Annotated in this window: 12 protein-coding genes and 3 pseudogenes; 8 read left to right on the top strand and 7 right to left on the bottom strand. The window is 58.2% G+C overall.

All coding sequences use genetic code 11. The annotated features are described in order from the left end of the window. Window positions 1-3 precede the first annotated feature (3 nt). The 4 genes from R4P70_RS30710 to R4P70_RS30695 all read left to right on the top strand — a co-directional run bounded on the left by R4P70_RS30710 (window position 4) and on the right by R4P70_RS30695 (window position 4,591). Entirely contained in the window at window positions 4-798 is a 795-nt protein-coding gene (locus tag R4P70_RS30710; protein ID WP_317833474.1) for an alpha/beta hydrolase, read from the top strand. 11 nt (window positions 799-809) lie between these two features. After that, window positions 810-2,027: a M20 family metallopeptidase gene (locus R4P70_RS30705; protein WP_317833472.1), complete on the top strand. Its 1,218-nt coding sequence runs from the start codon at window positions 810-812 to the stop codon at window positions 2,025-2,027. 84 nt (window positions 2,028-2,111) lie between these two features. Next, window positions 2,112-3,527, top strand: coding sequence for an aspartate ammonia-lyase (locus R4P70_RS30700; protein ID WP_317833507.1), 1,416 nt, complete (start codon window positions 2,112-2,114; stop codon window positions 3,525-3,527). Between the two features lie 176 nt (window positions 3,528-3,703). After that, window positions 3,704-4,591, top strand: coding sequence for an alpha/beta hydrolase (locus tag R4P70_RS30695; protein WP_317833470.1), 888 nt, complete (start codon window positions 3,704-3,706; stop codon window positions 4,589-4,591). Between the two features lie 84 nt (window positions 4,592-4,675). On the opposite strand, the gene R4P70_RS30690 is transcribed toward R4P70_RS30695, so the two are convergent. Beyond that, window positions 4,676-5,692, bottom strand: a complete 1,017-nt coding sequence (locus tag R4P70_RS30690; RefSeq protein WP_317833468.1) for an LLM class flavin-dependent oxidoreductase — start codon at window positions 5,690-5,692, stop codon at window positions 4,676-4,678. 1,158 nt (window positions 5,693-6,850) lie between these two features. Here R4P70_RS30690 and R4P70_RS30685 point away from each other — a divergent pair. Further along, the gene (locus tag R4P70_RS30685; protein WP_317833466.1) at window positions 6,851-7,798 is read left to right on the top strand and encodes a zinc-binding alcohol dehydrogenase family protein; all 948 of its coding nucleotides are present in this window, start codon (window positions 6,851-6,853) and stop codon (window positions 7,796-7,798) included. 694 nt (window positions 7,799-8,492) lie between these two features. Here R4P70_RS30685 and R4P70_RS30680 read toward each other — a convergent pair. Beyond that, the gene (locus R4P70_RS30680) at window positions 8,493-9,407 is read right to left on the bottom strand and encodes an IclR family transcriptional regulator (RefSeq protein ID WP_317833464.1); all 915 of its coding nucleotides are present in this window, start codon (window positions 9,405-9,407) and stop codon (window positions 8,493-8,495) included. Window positions 9,408-9,805: 398 nt separating this feature from the next. Between R4P70_RS30680 and R4P70_RS30675 the strand changes: the two genes are divergently transcribed. Then, window positions 9,806-10,315: a hypothetical protein gene (locus R4P70_RS30675; RefSeq protein ID WP_317833462.1), complete on the top strand. Its 510-nt coding sequence runs from the start codon at window positions 9,806-9,808 to the stop codon at window positions 10,313-10,315. Between the two features lie 155 nt (window positions 10,316-10,470). Here R4P70_RS30675 and R4P70_RS30670 read toward each other — a convergent pair. After that, a pseudogene (locus R4P70_RS30670) lies at window positions 10,471-10,689 on the bottom strand (cytochrome P450); the annotation flags it as partial. Between R4P70_RS30670 and R4P70_RS30665 the strand changes: the two are divergent. Beyond that, window positions 10,628-11,806: an amidohydrolase gene (locus tag R4P70_RS30665; protein ID WP_317833505.1), complete on the top strand. Its 1,179-nt coding sequence runs from the start codon at window positions 10,628-10,630 to the stop codon at window positions 11,804-11,806. The pseudogene R4P70_RS30670 and the gene R4P70_RS30665 overlap by 62 nt on opposite strands. Before the next feature lie 323 nt (window positions 11,807-12,129). On the opposite strand, the pseudogene R4P70_RS30660 reads toward R4P70_RS30665, so the two are convergent. From R4P70_RS30660 to R4P70_RS30645, 4 genes and pseudogenes are all read right to left on the bottom strand, one after another. Continuing rightward, a pseudogene (locus R4P70_RS30660) lies at window positions 12,130-13,247 on the bottom strand (IS3 family transposase). Window positions 13,248-13,317: 70 nt separating this feature from the next. Continuing rightward, complete coding sequence (locus R4P70_RS30655; protein ID WP_317833460.1) at window positions 13,318-14,055, bottom strand: enoyl-CoA hydratase/isomerase family protein; 738 nt, start codon at window positions 14,053-14,055, stop codon at window positions 13,318-13,320. Window positions 14,056-14,169: 114 nt separating this feature from the next. Further along, a pseudogene (locus tag R4P70_RS30650) lies at window positions 14,170-14,772 on the bottom strand (acetyl-CoA C-acyltransferase); the annotation flags it as partial. 369 nt (window positions 14,773-15,141) lie between these two features. Continuing rightward, complete coding sequence (locus tag R4P70_RS30645) at window positions 15,142-17,094, bottom strand: cutinase family protein (RefSeq protein ID WP_317833503.1); 1,953 nt, start codon at window positions 17,092-17,094, stop codon at window positions 15,142-15,144. A gap of 302 nt (window positions 17,095-17,396) precedes the next feature. On the opposite strand from R4P70_RS30645, the gene R4P70_RS30640 reads away from it, so the two are divergent. Further along, on the top strand, window positions 17,397-18,361 hold a 965-nt coding region (locus R4P70_RS30640; RefSeq protein ID WP_317833458.1), incomplete at its 3' end, for a YhcG family protein.

The following is an 18,361-nucleotide window of genomic DNA, read 5'->3' as shown; positions in this document are numbered from 1 at the left end:
ATCGTGCATATCCATACTCCCGAGGGCATTTCAGGTGGGCTGGCGTATTTCGATACCGGAAACCGGGGAGCCCGGGCTACTCGGGTTTACATCGGTGGGCTCGGATCAGCTAGCTCCGTGACATTCGCGGAGGTCGCGGCCCATCCTCTAATCGACGGGGATGCCAGATCGATCATGATAGATCTACTGGGGAGCGGATGGAGTGATCACCCCGAAGACTTCAGCTACACAGTTGAATCGCACGCCGATTCGATAGCGTCCACCCTCGATGCCGCTGGCGTGTCGTCGGCACACGTGATCGGCCACAGTCTCGGCGGCAGCATTTCGATAATCCTCGCATCGACACGTCCCGATCTCGTTGCGCACCTGACGTTGTGCGAACCGAATCTTGAACCCGGACTCGGCATTATTTCCGGAAAGATTCTCTCCTGGAACGAAAGTGAATTCGTCACAGGCGGGTACCAATCTCTTCTCGAATCGATGCGTCGCGATGAACAGCGCAAGATACCATTTGCGGGATCCGCGCAAACGACCGCCAGATGGTCGGCACTCGCATTACACCGTACGGCTACATCACTTGTAGCAGAACGTTATCCCGCGCTTCGAGCGCAACTCGACGCCCTGGTCATTTCGCCGGTGTACGTGATCGGAGCCGATTCGAACAACACACCAGACGACGGACTGCTCGCCACCTGTCAGGTCGCTACAGTCCCCGAAGCCGGCCATTTCATGATGAATGACAACCTTGAGGCATTCTGTGCCCTCATCGCCCCCGGCCTACTCACCGCCATCCGATAGGACAAAACACTATGACTAGAGAAATCTCGACCGACTTGGATGCAGGAACTGAAGACACTATCCGGACGCATGTCGACAATTACACCGCAACACTTCTCGACATCAGTCATCGAATCCATGCCAAGCCTGAGCTACGGTTCGAAGAAGAGTTCGCATCTACGTTGCTTGCCGACACGCTAGCTCACGAAGGATTTCGAGTCGAGTCCGGTGTAGGTGGACTACCCACAGCATTTCTCGCCGAATACGGCTCGGCCACAGCCGGTCCCACAATCGCCATATTCTTGGAGTACGACGCACTCGAAGAAATTGGCCACGGCTGCGGCCACAACGTCATCGCTGCCATGGGACTCGGTGCAGCAGTTGCGGTGAAGCGTTGGATGAACCTCTGCGACGACACAGTCGGCAGGCTCCTGATCGTCGGCAGTCCGGCCGAAGAGGGTGGCGGAGGTAAGAACTACCTAATCAAAAGTGGATGCCTGGAAGGTATCGACGCAGCCATGATGCTGCATCCCTCGGGCGAGAACCTCTCGAGCATGCGGACTCTCGGACGCGTTGCTCTGGACTTCGAATTCTCCGGGCGCGCCGCCCATGCTGCCGTCAGCCCGCATGAAGGCATCAACGCGCTGGATGCGGCAGTTCTGACGCTCAATGCCATCGGACTACTTCGCCAGCAACTCCCTCCCGACGTGCGTGTCCACGCGGTGATCCGGGAAGGCGGCGACGCCCCCAATATCATTCCTGAGCGCACAACCATCCGCGCATATGTACGCGCTCCAGACACTCGCCTGCTGGTTGAGGACCTTCAACCAAGAATTGAAAACTGTGCTTATGGTGCAGCGCTCGCCTGCGGAGCAACCGTCACGATCACCAAACAAGCGCCCACTTACGCCGGGATCGTACCCAACTCGGTATTGGCACAACTGATCGAAAGGAACTTCGCGCGTGTCGGCCGGAAAACCGATCCTCCACTCACCGAGGTCTTTCCAGGGTCGACTGACATGGGAAACGTCAGCCAGATCATTCCGTCGATTCACCCCAACATCGAACTGGTTCCCGGGTTGGGTATGCACACGCATGAGGCAGCCGCCCTTGCGGCCGGGCCGGCGGGCGATGCTGCGGTAGTCGACGGCGCACGCGTAATGGCATTCACGACAGTTCAGCTTCTGTCGTCACCGGGCCTGATGGACGACGTTCGTACACAATTCACCGAAGGCATTCGCGTCGACTGACCCTCCCCTTTGTCGGGCAGACCTTGTCACCACGACAGACGTATCCATCCTGTCTGTGTCGGTCACGATAGAAGTAGGAATTCAATGACAGATGACACCCGATTCGAACACGATTTCCTTGGCGTTATCACGATGCCTCGGTATGCGTACTATGGTTCGCACACGGCGCGCGCCATGGAGAACTTTCAGATCACCGGCACAGCAATCTCGACGTTCCCCACTCTGATCGTATCCCTTGCGCTGGTGAAACAGGCAGCGGCCGAATCGAATTGTGCGCTTGGGCTCCTGAAACCCGACGTCGCTGACGCGATAGTCACGGCCTGCGAGAGAATTCGTTCGGGAGAGTTTCACGACCAATTTGTTGTCGATACCATCCAGGGGGGAGCCGGCACCTCGACGAATATGAATGCCAATGAGGTCATCGCAAATCTTGCCCTCGAAAGCTTGGGTTTGCCGCGGGGTGAGTACTCCACAGTTCACCCGCTCGATCATGTGAACCTCGGTCAAAGCACCAACGACGTATATCCGACGGCCATCAAGCTGGCACTCGACGACAGTATGAGTATTCTGCGGGCGGCGATCACCTCGCTACGTGAAGGTTTCGCAGAAAAGGCCGTGGAGTTCGCGGAGATTGTCAAGATCGGTCGTACCCAACTCCAGGATGCGGTGCCGATGACACTGGGGCAGGAATTCGCGGCCATTGCAGTCACTTTGGCTGAAGACGAAGAGCGCTTGGACGAGGCTCGTCTGCTGTTGCATGAATTGAACCTCGGCGGCACTGCTATCGGCACAGCTCTCAACGCACATCCCGAATATCGGCGGGTTGTGTTGGAAGGACTCCGCCGGCTCACCGGAACTTCGACCTTGGTCAGCGCAAAGGACCTGATCGAAGCCACACAAGATGTCGGTGTCTTTGTGCAACTCTCAGGCGTGCTCAAGCGAATTGCAGTCAAGCTCTCGAAGATCTGCAATGATCTTCGACTATTGTCCTCAGGACCTCAAGCAGGATTTGGTGAGATCAATCTTCCTCCTAGACAAGCGGGTTCATCCATCATGCCGGGCAAGGTAAACCCAGTGATTCCCGAGGTCGTCAATCAGGTTGCCTACGAGGTTGTCGGCAACGACGTCACCATCACCATGGCAGCAGAAGGTGGTCAACTGCAACTCAATGCTTTCGAGCCGATCATCGCCAAGTCTCTGTTCGAAAGCGCCAGCCATCTGACTGCGGGATGCATCGCACTCGATAGACACTGCGTGCGTGGGATTACAGCGAACAAGGATCATTTGGAAAAAATCGTGGCTGCTTCCGTCGGATTGGTCACGGCCCTCAATCCAGCGATCGGCTATGCCTCGGCCGCGTCGATCGCCAAAGAGGCACTGGCTCAAGGACGCGGCATTGCGGAGTTGGTCGCCGAGAGGAACCTTCTGCCTCCCGAAGTCTTGGCACGGTTACTCTCACCCCGCCACCTCACGGGACGCCCCTTGGGCTCAACCGCATGAAATTACCTCGCCACGCCCCCCGGTCTGACCGGGAGTGACTGTGCAGCAACCTCTTCAGTAGCCATCAGAAGAATATATGTTTGATCACACGGAGGGCTACGGCACGATAGGAGACGCAATTTCGAACGTCGAAAGTTCTGCGAAAATCAAATTTTCAAATTGCTTGACTTCTTCCGATGTCAAGCACTCCGTCTCTTCAAACAAGTGCAATCGTCGTTTCGGCCAACAATGACATTCCCAGCCCGTCTGACATTCAAAGGAGTCACATGCGGAAGCACTATGCCGATACGTCGTTCGGTCAAATTCATTACGTCGAATCAGGAACCGGCGATCCCATATTCTTGCTCCACCAGACACCACGCTCCAGCGACGAGTACCGCGATGTCATTCCATTGCTGGATAACAACTTTCGAGCAATTGCCATGGATACCTTGGGTTTCGGATCATCGGCGGTACCGACGGAACCGTGGACAATTGAACTGTTCGCCGCCGGTGTTCTCGCGCTCGCAAATAGCCTCGGGATCGAGAAGTTTCATATTGTCGGACACCACACGGGAGGAGTGATCGGAATGGAAGTTGCCGCTTCCACTCCGCAGGCCGTACTGAGCCTGACGCTTTCGGGAGTGCCCTACGTCGATGCAACACGCCGCGAGCGAATTGCGCCACGCCCGACTATCGACGGAGTGCCAACATCAACGGACGGTTCACATTTCGCGAAGCTTTGGCGCAAGCGAGCGCCCTTCTACCCTTCCGATCGCACAGACTTGCTGGATCGACTCTTCGTCGATGCAGTTAAGATCGGCGATCGCGTTGAGGAAGGACATCAAGCTGTCAACAGTTACGTAATGGAAGACCGGATCGGGCTGGTCACTGCACCTACCCTGGTCATCTGCGGCGAACTCGACGAATTCTCGCTGCCTGATGTTCCGAAACTCACCGAGCATTTGATCGATTCACGCATTTCGATAATCAAGGGAACCGGCGTTCCGTCCGTAGACCACAAACCGGAGGACTTTGCTCACGAAGTACGCGAGTTTGTCAGTTCGGTCTGCACACGAGCCTGAACAGCCACGAAATCGAAGCTATTCGATAAGAAGGTCCGATGGTGCGCAACTTATGTGCGCCATCGGACCTCGGGTAGGTCAACGTCACAGGCGAGGCATGACTGCTCCGGCGAAAGAGTTCATCAATTCGTAGGGCAGATCATAGGAGCCGACATGCTGCAACAGAATCTTGGATGCCCCAGCGTCCTGAACACGTTCAATACCGGCAGCTATCTCTTCGGCAGTGCCGAACAGACAGAAGCTTTGGGCGAACTTGATCGCATCCTCATCTGAGATCCACTCACCGCAGAGGTCGACAGCGAGGTCCCAATCCTCAGCGTGAATAACATCTGGATACAAACCCTCGATACGAGAGGGTACATGCACATCAATACCGGCCATAGACAGTGCGCTCGATCCTCCGTGCTGTGCGATGCCGGCACAAATTGGCTTGAGCCTGCGGGAGTCGCGAGCCAGATCATCGGTCACATGACAATACGCTGAAACCGTAAGAACCACCGAATCTGCAGCCCGCCCTATCGAATCCGCTCCAGATTTCACCAACTCTGCACTTCGCGTGAGCGTTTCGGGAGAAACCCCGCTCAACAGAATTGCACCGTCCGCGATGCGGCCGGCCAGCTGGAGGTTCTTCGGGCCGCTGGCTGCCAGATAGATGGGTAACGCAGGCCCTGGATCTCGCAACTTCCCTCGAACACCATTGAACTCGTACTCCCCTCCACCCAATAGCGCACGAAGAGCCGAAAAGGCCTCCTGCAGTTCAGACTGTCGACTCGCACGTAGACCGACCGGCTGCACCGAACTATTCCCGGTACCTACTCCAAGGGTGAGACGTCCAGGCGCCAACTCTGCCACTGTGCGTGCTGCCGAAGCAAGAACACTTGTATGCCTAGTCACGATATTGGTGACGGCAGTTCCCAATTGGATGCTCGTGGTACCCACCGCGCATGCCGCCAACGTAACGAAGGGATCTCGCCATAACAGCTGAGAGTCCGGGATCCAGACTTGATCGAATCCAAGTTCTTCTGCCTCCGCTGCAGCCTCTGCGATGTTTCGCACGGAACTGCACGGCGGCAGGCGAATTCCGATCTCGATTCCCCTCATACGACACGGAAATTCTGATTGATGGACATGTCCGTCTACCTCGCTTCGTCGAACCGAATCTCGCGCTCGGACCTACTTGTCCGAGCGCGACCCACACTGCATCAGTCTCACTGCTCCGTCCATGCCGACGGTCCACTCAGCCGACCCGCTCATGAGGTCTATCGTCCGGACCCGATCCCAACTTACGGTTCTCCGCTGATACTGATTCAGGACAGTCTCTAGGCGTTCTGCACCTCAAAGGATTATCAATGCCAGACTCGCCGGATCCGGTCCGAACCCGTCTCACACCACACGTTGTCTACGGAGTCACGACCACAGTCGTTGATCGAACAGCGGCTCGGTCCGGTCAGCAGACCTGTCTCGTCGCAAACATTTCCGATGGCACCTAAGCTCATTGAACACCCCCGGACAGGCCCGAGATGGCAACGAGTCAGTCGCTTGACAATTTTCAGAACGGATGGAGTGGCAGTGGTCGAACCATCGGCTCGGGTGGTCGAATTTTCGAGTCCGCTCCCACGATGTGCAGGGCGAATCCTCATCGGAGTCGGGTACAAGATCATCCTCGTCGAACCACAGCAAAGGGATACGAACAGCCACGAGGAGAACAGCCCTTCACTAATTCACTTGCAGGCTGGAAAAAGTCGCTGGCGCCCAACGTCTGCGAGGATGTTACCGCGCAGCAGTCGCGGCTCAATTCAGCCGACACACCTCTCGACGGATCTCCGGTCGGAGACGAAGTTCCGATTGTCTCCCACCCAGATCTGGCTCACGCCGCGTGACTCCGCTGGGAACCAATCGATCGAAAAGTCACTGGCAAACAATTGATCTCATGACTGACACACAGGGGCAAACAATTGATCTCATGACTGACACACAGGGGCCAATAATGACCTAGGTTGGCGACCGGAGATTCTTCCACCTTCCCGCCCCGAGCAGCAGGTGGAACAGCTTGCCGGAATCAACGCCACAATCCGGCGAGCTTCAGGCCCAAGGCGCGCGGAGAAACGGAACTGCGCCGATTGACACCACCGACGTATTGCGCACGATCCTCGAATACACGGACGAATCAATCGAGAGATTACGATCCGACTCAATTCTCAACTGACATTTGCTACTTTCCTTCCCGTTCTTTCACCAACAAGTCCCAAGGAGTCCTCCATGCGCGCCGCACGGCTACACGAGTTCGGACAATCGCCGACTGTCGACGACGTCGACATCCCCGTCCGGGAGACTGGCCAATCATTGTTAAAAGTCGAGGCTGCGGCACTCGGTCACCTCGACATTTCAGTGGCGAGTGGAACTTTCGATATCAAGCCCACTCTGCCTCATATTGGAGGCACCAACGCCGCAGCAATTGTTGTCGAGTCCGACAGTATCGCGGTAGGCACACGAGTACTGGTTCGCGGTGGCGGCATCGGGTTGTTCAAAAGCGGATGTTGGGCAGAATTCATGGTAGCTCCAGATACGGCACTCACGCTGGTGGACCCGCGTCTCTCGCCCTCAGTGGCTGCGACGTTCGGCCTGCCTACCTCGACCGGATACGTTGCAGTCCATGATGTCGCCCAGGTGAAACCAGGCGAACGAGTCATCGTTTCGGGTGCATCCGGATCCGTGGGCTCAATGGCAGCTCAATTCGCTCTGCTAGCTGGAGCAAGCGAAGTAATCGGCGTCGTTCCTCGTGCCGATCAGATCGGACTCCTCCCTACCGGCGTTCGCCCGGTCGTCGGCCGGGGCGAAGAACTCGCTGCGACGCTAGGGCAAGAACCGATCGCCAACGTCCTTGTCGACACTCTCGGCGGGGACGTTGTCTCACAACTAATTCCACGGGTTTATCCTGGCGGCCGCGCAGCGTTGATCGGGTACACCCTAGGCGGATCTCTGACCCTCGACCTACCCAATTGGCTCCTCAGTGATGTCAAGATCCTGCCGGTAAACATGATGCGGCAGAATGCACGCACGGCGGAACTGATTCCGGGGATCGTGGAACGACTCGTCGCCGGGGAATTGACTCTCGCAACCCAGGAGTTCCCTCTCGAGGACATTGCCACGGCTCTACGTCTCATGCAGGACGGAATGCTCACGGGTCGGGCAGTCGTCGTTCCTTGAGCCCAATCAAGCGAGCAACGCCGAGCTCGCAACGAGTACCAGCTGGCATTTCAACAGACATACACTCGGCGGTCCCTGATACGTTCGCACGCCTATAGTGCTTCAGGGGAGCGAACGTCGAAGTTACTCGAAACGCGCGACGGACAGAGACGGGGTTACGCGTCATGTCCGGTGGTGCTGTGGTACGACGGACGTCGGGCTAACTCCTCATTCCCACACATTCAAGGTTATCTGGGTGATCCGATCCACGGCCTCTGCGCATAGCGGCATCTGTGACCGTCCTATCCGGCAATCGGACGACTGGTCTGGATATTGTCGATCACCTCAACGAATGTGATCGACAATATCGCTAGAACGTCGTGTTCTTGGAAACGAAACAGCCACAAGACATCTGCCCTCGCGCAGGTCTGCGTATCAACACATCTGCCAGACCTCGCCGAGGCGACATCATTGCCGCGGTGGTCACATCCGACAGTGCATCTTCGTCCCGTCGAACTGTTGAACGTTGCCGCGGACCATCTGCCCTATTTCACCATGCCACGCTACCTCGACTTCGCTAAATCGCTACCGCTCAAAGAACTGAGAACGGAGTGGTGCGTCAGACTGAACAGCGAATTCGGACCGTTTGACCGGACACGTGGGATACACGAGGCGCAGGGACCGGGCAACACGACCAGCCTAGAAATCCGTCCGACTAATTTCCGCAGCTGTTGAATGAACATATCCTCGGGCTACACAAACCTTGCCGGGATTCGCGCGAATCATCCGGCGTATGGGTGCATTTCATTGCCTGCAGCGTTCGGGTAATACCCACACCGGCAGTCCGAAGGGCACCGATAGTACGGCTGACATTGAGACGGGCAGTAGGTGCGGTAACCGACAGTGCCCCCGCGAGTGTCGACGGTCCGCTCAAGACCGGAACAGCCACGCTCATGTAGCCGAGCTTGGTCTCTTCGATCTCAACGGCTAGTTGATCTTTTCGCATCCGATCGAGTTGTTGACGCAATACAGCCACAGACATCGTCGTTCGGTTTGTCTTCGCCGTGAAACCTTGCTGCACGACTTCATCGAACACCGACTGCGGTGAGAAGGCCAAAATCATTTTGCCTGTTGCTGTGCAGTACAGCGGAAGGCGCCCTGCAACGCGGGATTGTTCGTTCAGGCCGCGGTGCCCGACTATCTTCTCGATGTAGAGAACATCAATGCCGTCACCTACCGCGAAATGCACAGTTTCCTGCGTGGCGAGCAGAAGGTCCTCCATATAGGGCAACGCCACATCACGAAGAATTCGCTGACGTGGAACCAGCTGACCAAGCTCGAACAATCGAAGTCCCAAACGGTATTTCGTGCCAAATTTCTCAAGCAACCCCCACTCCACAAGTTCGTTGGCAAGTCGATACACGCTCGCCTTCGCCACTCCGCTCCGCCGAGTGAGCTCCGTCAGAGAAAGGTCAGTTTGATCACTGCTGAAGGCCTCGAGGATCATTCGAGTTTTACTCAACACGGACGGAAAGTCACCCGGCGCGGACACCACCATCGACGTCCGCTCCACTATTGGTTTCATGGGCAAAATCGAACCGAGCTGAGCAGAACGGTGTACGGCTGTCATGATGTCTCCTAGACGAGCAGGTGTACGTACGGGCTGAGTGGAGAATCCGGCGACATACCCGATGCATCGCTACCGCGCAGCCTGGTCGACGATAAGGCGCGAAGTGCCTGAGAGCACCGTTAACGGTTCACTAAGTGAACCCGTATTTGGAATTTACATCGCCCCTCCACCTGGGCGCGTGTCGGAGAATCGACACCGAGGCCGTGATATCCGCCATCACCACACTCGCCATCGACGCATCCGATGCTCCCCGAACACCTACCCCACTGCCGAGATCCTTTCGGAGCGGTACGCAGAACTCGCACTTCGCATCGTCGGAACGGGTTCTATCCATACGATCGAGTCATCGGAGGAGATCTCTTCTTCGTTTACGGAACACCAAGTTGGAGATTGAGATTGTGAATCGTCCCAAAGGTGTCGCTGCAGCAGCTGTAACAGTTGCGGTCGTCCTCGTCGGTTCATACTTTGCGCTGACCAATCGAGGCCAGCAGTACGACGACGGTGCAACCAGTGGTCCGTTCAGCTCCAGGACTTGGGATATCGATCCAGACGGGACCGTTCACGAGAACACCAACCTCGACGACACGATCCCGCCCCGGATCGGCACCCCCGCAAGCGGCGTCGTCACTGCGTGGAATGACGACGAAGGCTGGGGAGTCATCGAATCTGCGGACACACCGGGCGGTTGTTGGACCTTCTACAGCGCCCTACACCCCGACGAAGTCATCAATGCTCAGCCGGGCGACAGTTTCAAAATCGACGGAGGAATCCATGGTCTCGAAGTCGGCGAGCAAGTCGACTTCGAATGGGAGCCGGTCATCGATCAGGACGGATACAAATTCCGTGCGATCAAGGTCAGGCCGCAGCGGGAGATTCCCCCTTGGCGCGTCGAACGAATCGGTGGTTAGTGCTCGAAGTTGCCAAGGATCGATGACCGGTCGGCGATCGCTGGCCGGTCACACCGATCGTCTATTGGTGAACTCGCGCCCTCGCGGAACTACGATCGATCCCGAGCGTGTTAATGCGGTCAGCTAGGCCCTGAAGTGTCTTCTAAGGCCCGGTGCCCAGTGACGGCCGAATCTCGCGAGCATTGAACATTGACCCACGTGGAGAGCTCCGCGACACGGGGCGTCCCCTTCGACACCAGCGAGTTCGACGGTCCGAAGGCGTTGAAAAGATGGTCGCCGTACGGCAGTAGATTCTCTCTCCCTGCGTTCGAAATTCCCACGGCATCGGGAAAAACGCGCAGAGGAAACGTCGACGCGAGTTCTGCAACGGCATTCGAAAGCGAGCTGAGCAAGCTCGGTATCGAACACCGCCGCTGCGCGGGTACCGGCGTCGTCGGAGTCTTACGAAACGGCAACGGCCCTGTAGTCGGTTACCGCGCTGACATAGATGCACTGCCAGTCGCCGAAGACACCGGGCTCGAATATGCAAGCACCGCAACCGGCATCATGGCCGACGGATCAGAGGTACCGGTCATGCATGCCTGCGGACACGATGCACACACTGCAGTCGCCCTCACACTCGCCGAAGTCATGGCAACACATTGTGACATGTGGTCTGGCACAATCGTATTCGTTTTTCAGCCCGGAGAGGAAACGGCCGCCGGTGCGCGCGCCATGGTCGAGGACGGACTCTGGGTCCACGCCCCTGCGCCCGAAGTGATCTATGGACAGCACGTCGGATCTGCGCGCGCGGGCACCATCCTCTACACGCCGGGGGTCGCTGCCGCAACGGCAGACGCGTGGAAGGTTACTGTGCATGGAAGAGGAAGCCACGCATCGAAGCCCGAGAATTCTATCGACCCCATTGTGCTGGCTTCTCACATGATCATCCGACTGCAAACCATCGTTGCTCGTGAAGTCAGCCCTGGCGAGTCGGCCGTGGTCACTGTCGGAACAATCCGCGGAGGACTGAAGGACAACATAATTCCCGAAAAAGTCGAGTTCACCGTCAACGTCCGGGCTCTCGACCAAAACGTGCGTGACCGCGTACTGCATTCAATCACACGAATCCTGAACGCAGAGTCGCAGGCCTCCGGTGCGCCAAACCCAGAAATCGAAGAGATGTACACGTTCCCCCGATGCGTGAACGACCCCGACGAAACGCAGCGCGTAGTCGACGCACTCCGTGCTGAGTTCGGAAGCGACGCACTGCTGGAATCGCCACCATTTCTCGGCAGTGAAGACTTCGGCCATCTGAGCGAGGTACTCGGAATCCCCTCTGTCTACTGGCTTTACGGTTCCGCCTCCCCCGAAAAAATCGAAAGAGGGGAGCGTGTGCCAGGGAACCACTCCGCACAATTCGCACCGGCACTCGAACCCACGCTGTCGACGGCCGTGCGCGCAGGCATTGCCGCGCTGATGATCCGGCTTCACAAGAATTCACAGACCTAACGCACCGTGCTGATGCTGGTCAGCCGGCCATCCAGGAAAACCGACAGGTGAAACGCTGGCAGCTTCCGAATCCTTAACCGAAAACTATCGTCACCAGCGGCGCGATGAACGAACCCGAACACTACCGTTACGTATTTCGCAGTCCCCCACCGAATGGAGCCATCGAATGCGGAATCCACTCACCGGTAAAGACAGGGGTCGCTTTTGCAAGGAAGGCTGCACGCGCGGCTGGTGCATCGGCGGTCGCGAAGTTGACGACTTGAGCCCGGCCTTCCGCGGCAAGTGGTAGGACCCCATTTGGTGAGCCACTCGCTATCAGAGAATCAACGCGTGTGAATACAGCTGGCAGCGTACTCATTTGGAGTTCGATACGCCAGCGATGAATGACGGTGCCGGTTGTTGTAATCCTCCTTCCAGTCCTCGATGACCACCCGAGCTTCGAGGAGGCTGTGGAATTCGTTCATGTTCAAGCATTCGTCCCGAACACGGTTGTTGAACGACTCGATGTACCCGTTCTTCCACGGCTGACCAGGTGGAACGTAGCCGATACCGACCTGATCCTCGCAGAACGTCCTCAGTGCCTCGGAGATGAACTCGGGCCCGTTGTCGCACCGCAGGACCTGCGGTGGGCCGCCCCAGAGCGCGAACGCCTTCTTCAACGCTGCGACGAGATCCTCTACCGGGATGGATCGCTCGACAATGTTCAGTACGGACTGCCGGGTGTGTTCGTCGACCATCGACGCGATCTTGAACTTCCGGCCCTCGGTGGTCGAGTCGAACTGAAAGTCGATCGCCCACACAACCTTCGGTGCATCTGCCTCGGTGATCGGAGTAGTTGAGGCGCCGGCCCGTTTACGTATCTTGCGGACGTTCACCCGCAGTCCTTCTTCGCGCCAGAGTCGCTGAACCTTCTTCTTGTTAATCACCCAGCCCGCGGCACGCAAGTCCGCCCACGCCCGCCGGAACCCTTTTCGCTGGTTGACTTTGGCCCAGTCCCGCAACCACTTCCGCAGATCGGCATCCGGATCGTCCGGGGTGTTTCTCGCAAGCTCTTTCCGTTGGGTCGATCACGGTTGCCCGACGATTCTGCAGGCGAATCGCTGCGAGAGCCCCATTGTTTCCTGGAGCATGACGACAGCGTTTCGTTTGGCGGTCGGGCTCAGAATTTTCCCTTCGCGATCTCCTTGAGGGCAGCCTTTTCGAGCTCGGCTTCGGCGAGGAGCTTCTTGAGCAGGGCGTTCTCGTTCTTGAGTTCCTTGAACTCTTTGGCGTCGTCGGCTTTCATGCCGCCGTACTGTTTACGCCAGTTGTAGAGCGTGGGCACTGAGACGTCGAGTTGTCGGGCGATTTCCTCGACGTCGGCGCCTGTGGCGGCGAGTTCGTCGCCGCGGCGCAGCTTTCGGATGATCTGTTCGGGCGTGTGCCGTTTACGTCCAGCCATGAGATGAAGCCTTTCATGCCCTTGATCAGGGCGGAAGGATTCTCATAACTTGCGGGTCACTTCACGGGGGTCATGCCACAAGTGCAGAATGGAACGAACCGGTGCTACCGGAATTTATTAGTGCCTTGGTTTGTGCGAGCGCTACCGGAGGTCCTGCGGCGAGACGATGCGCGATGCCATCGACGTGAGAGTCAAGTTTCTCAGGCGGTACGACCCAAGTTACCAACCCGAGTTCAACGGCTTCGTCAGCACCGATGAGCTCGGGAAGCATGGCCAATCGTTTGGCTTGTTGAATACCGACAAGATGAGGCAGCAGCCACGTGCCGCCGAAGTCCGGTGACAGACCCCGATGTACGAAGATTTGACCGAAGCGTGCGGTGGTGGATGCCACTACGAAGTCACAACACAACGCGATGTTCCATCCAGCCCCGACTGCGACTCCCTCAACTCGCGCAATGACGGGAATAGGCAGCTCCATGAGGGCGGAAGCGGCACGATTCAAACGCCGAAGACTCGTCGTCGGATGTTCATCCTTCTTACCGCCCAGATCGGTGCCGGAACAGAAGTCTCCTCCAGCGCCGGTGATGATAAGCACTCGCGCGTCGGGATCGGACGCGACTGCTTCGAGCGCGTCGCCCAGTGCAGCCCACCCCGCAGCATCCAAGGCATTCTTTACGCGGGGCCGGTTGAGCGTGATCGTGATGATCCCCCCTCTGCGTGCTACTTCGATCCGGTCATTGTGGGCCGCCGCGCTCGATTCGGCTGGAGCGAACAGGCCGGCCGGTTGCTCGGTCATCTGCTCGGTCATCGAATGACTCCTCAATTCCTTCTCACAGAAGATCGGTTTCAGTAGTAGCTTGTATGGAGCGCCCACCATTTGATCGAGGCGCTCCACACGGCCGACTTTCCGCTGGTCGGTGGGCTACAAACAGATTTCGAACAGGCCGGCGGCTCCCATTCCACCGCCGACGCACATCGTCACTACGGCGTACCGAGCCTTACGTCGACGTCCTTCGAGCAGTACGTGACCGGCAAGCCGGGAACCAGTCATTCCGAAGGGATGGCCCACCGAGATGGCGCCACCATTGACGTTGAGTCGCTCGGACGGTATGCCGAGTCGGCGTTGACAGTAAATTGCCTGTGATGCGAACGCTTCGTTGAGCTCCCACAGATCAATGTCGTCAACGGTGAGTTTGTGCCGCGCAAGTAGTTTCGGTACTGCATAAACGGGGCCAATGCCCATCTCGTCTGGTTCACAACCAGCGATCGCCATGCCCCGGAAAATTCCGAGTGGTTGCACGCCGAGCTGCTCGGCATCCTTGACCTCGATCATGACGCACGCGGACGCACCATCGGAGAGCTGGGACGAGTTTCCGGCGGTGACGAACTGGCCGGCCCCTCGGACAGGGGCGAGGGACGCCAGTCGTTCGACGGCCGTGTCCGGGCGATTACAGGTGTCGGCGGTGACGGTGACCGCTTCTCGTGTGACATCGTTCGTCTGTTTGTCGGTGACGGTCATGACGGTGGTGCAGTTCCTTGACTTGCGTTGCAGTAGAATCGTTTTGCGAGATCGACCGTGACACCAAAGCAGGGGTGGCACCCGCAGCGAAGGCGCCGGGGCCTTTGTGTGCCAATATGTTTTCGTCACGCCCTGGCGAGGTGGTGCCGAGGGTTTGGCTGCGCAGTTGTCAGCAAGCGATGACACTTGCCGTCACGCTTGCACCCGATGACCGACGTGGTATCCCTTCGTTACGCGGGTATGAAACGGCGGTCAATCTCTTTTCTCCTCGTGGTCTTCTTGACTGCCCTGGCATCATCCTTGGGAAATGGCCACGGTGTTCGCAGCTCTCGCATATCGTCCATCGAGAAGCCGGATTGTGGACGCGTTATCGGCTCATGCTGCACCTCCGATCTGCAAATTGAGCCAGTCGGAGATCCACTGGATCGCATTGCGGCCCGCGTTGTCGACGACAAGGAAGTTGTAATCTTGGTGCGCTCCGGATGCGAAGAAGGACGCCGCGGCGAGCCCCTCCCCTACCAGCGAGGCAAGGGCGTTGGCGCCCTGTGAGCTAGCCATCGTGGTCAACGAACCGACGAGTGCTGGCAGGTCCAGATTCTGTGCCTGAGTGGTGATGGTGGTCGCGGCCGTCGACGACTGCTTGCCGAGCAATGTCGGATCAGTCTTCGTAGCTTTGCCGGAAAGCATGTTGACCGCGACAGAGGCGAGTTCGAGTCCGACCGGGGCGAGGCCAGTCATGGCAGCGCCGGCTCCGAGCGCGTCCGGAAGCTGCCCTGGCCGTGGAAGCAGCTTCTCGACTGCGGCCCAAGCGATTTCCTGAACCTGACCCACGAGGTTTGCAAGCTTGATGATGTCGACGCCTCCCAGGATCGACGCGACGAGCGCGGCGACCTGCGAGTAGCCGGACGGATCCGGGATTGCCGACAGGACCTGCGAGACCCATTTCAGATCGACGCCGGCGGCCATCTTCACCAACGGCGAGAACTGGTTGTTGAGGTCCCCTGCGATCTTGTGGGCACCCTGCGCGTCGAGCGCGGCGACCTTCTGCGGAAGAAGGTTCAGGTTCGCCAGAATCGCAGGCATATCCAGGGAAGTGACCCCGGTGGCCACGTTTAGAACTTGGTTGACAACCACCGTGGGCTTGAGCAAGGAGAGGACTCCGGAGGCGGATCCTAGGACGTCGCTCGGTGTCGTTGTGAGCGGCGCGATCTGGCTGTCGAGGGCGCCAGCGGCGGTCGATAGGGGGGTCAGGTCCGGAGATGAGGCCGGCAGCGTCGTGGAGCCTTTGCTGGCGAGCTTGCTCGCGGTGTCGGCGATCGCGGTCACTGTCGAGAGCGCACTGCTGAGATCGGATTGGCTGGCCTTGTCCAGAACCTGGCTGGCATTGTTCTCGGCTGTCCTGACGGGTCCTGCAGCGAGCTGCCCGTTCGCCGCAGGATTGGCGGCACCGGAGCCGAGTAGTTCCGCGAGCGGGCTGATGGTGTTCGCCAGAGTTGTCGCGCTGGAGGCGACCTTCTTGAGGTCGACTGTGCCGTCCGTCTTCGATAGTTCACTGGTCAGATTGCCGGTGGCTGTGGCGAGGCTGGGAAGGTCGGCTTGGGAGAAATCCGACGCCAGCGCGGTGGCCAGGTGTGAATTGTCGCCTACCTGGCCATCACGTCCAGTACTCGGAGCTTTGGTGAGCACTGAGCCCAGCGATCCGAGCAGCGGGCTCGAACCTTTTTGGATCGAGCAGTAGAGGTCTTTCGGATCGCAGATCGACGCGACCCGGCCCGACAGCTTCCCCATGCCCTGCGGTCGCGGATCGGCGATCCCCTTTCCTGACGGCTTCGGTCCGATGACTGCTTCGCCGTTCGTTCCGGAACCTGGATCGGCGAGAAGCCCGACCGCGAGGACTTGCTCTGCTTTGATGGGGCCGGAGCCGTTGCCGATTTCAGAGGCAAGATCACCTGCGATGTCCGCGCCCTGGGAGTAGCCGGTGATGGTGAATTTGGTGTCGGAGCATTTCGTTGCGATCTCGGCGATCACGTCCTTCGCCCTCGTCAAACCATCAGATTTGCTGTCTGCGTAGGTTTTTCCGTTGTCGAAGGCTCGGGCCATGTACGGCAGAGTGTGGACCTGTGCCGCGCTACCGTTCGTGTCCGCGATGCTGTGGGCGATCGGTTTGAGCATACCGACCGGGATCGAGGGATCGGCGTCTTCTGCGGTTTCCCAGGTTCCGGGGATGAACAGGTTGAAAGTCTTCGAGCATCCGTTTGATTGGGCGGACGCGATGCCCGGCGACATCAAAGCGATGGAGGCTGCGACGACTGTTGCCGTCATCAGCATGCATACCGGACGGTGGATGGTCGAACCTAGGAACGGCATGAGAACCTTTCTCTACCAGGGAACACGATGTACCTGTCCGCGCGCGGGCAGGCCTGACGCGCCCGATTTCAGGTGAGGGCCGCTATGGTGCTGGACGTATTCACTCCGATCAATGCGCCCTGTGAAGATCTGAGCTGTGCGAGGGCCGGGTGATCCTGCGTCTAGCGCGCATCCACGCCCGAGTCGCCGTTCCTGCGGGCTGAGGTGTCCAGTGGGGGCATGTCCGGTGGGCGTTCCCAGCAGCGCTGGGTAAAGATGGATGGGTGAATGCTCCAGCCGAACTGCCCGCCGACTACGCCCAGCTTCTCGATCATCTCAAGTCGCAAGTTCGGCAAGCGCGAGTTCGCGCCACCCGAATCGTCAACACCGAACTGCTCAGCCTGTATTGGGAAATAGGGCACGCGATCGTGCAGCGTCAAGAGGCCGAGGGCTGGGGTTCAAAGGTGATCGACAGGCTCGCCGTCGATCTTCGATCGGCCTTTCCCGACATGCGTGGGTTGTCGCGGACCAATCTGAAGTACATGCGGCAGATGGCGAGCATCTGGGGTCGCGATGCAATTGGCCAACAACCTGTTGGCCAATTGCCGTGGGGTCATGTGACGGTATTGCTCGACAAGCTGGATAACCAGTCCGACCGCGACTGGTATGCATCAACGGCTGCTGAACACGGGTGGTCGCGCAATGTGCTGCAAAATCAGATCAACAGCGGTTTACGGCGCAGGATTGGTGCGGCACCGTCGAATTTTCGGGATCATCTTCCGGCCGAGGATTCCGATCTCGCTCAGCAATTGGTGCGTGACCCGTACGTCTTCGATTTTCTCGACATCACTGAACGTGTCGCGGAGCGGGAGCTGGAGTCCGCGCTGATGCGTCGGCTGGAGCAGTTCCTCCTCGAACTGGGACATGGGTTCGCTTTTGTTGGACGTCAGTACCATTTCGAGGTCGGTGATCAGGATTTCTATATCGACTTGCTGTTCTTCAACTGGGTGCAAGCGAGGTTCGTCGTCGTCGAGTTGAAGGTAGGCAGGTTTGAGCCGGAGTATGTCGGGAAGCTTGGGTTCTATGTTTCGTGGATCGACGACAACCTCCGCAACAAGGACATCCACGCCCCGACTGTGGGAATCTTGCTCTGCGCCGGCCGCAACGACAATGTCGTCCGGTATTCACTTGCCGGGACAACTGCACCCCTCGCCGTAGCCGACTACACCTATGAGACTCTCCCCTCCCA

This window comes from Rhodococcus sp. IEGM 1241, assembly GCF_033142365.1.
GTDB lineage: Bacteria > Actinomycetota > Actinomycetes > Mycobacteriales > Mycobacteriaceae > Rhodococcus_F > Rhodococcus_F erythropolis.
This window is presented reverse-complemented; position numbering and strand designations above follow the sequence as displayed.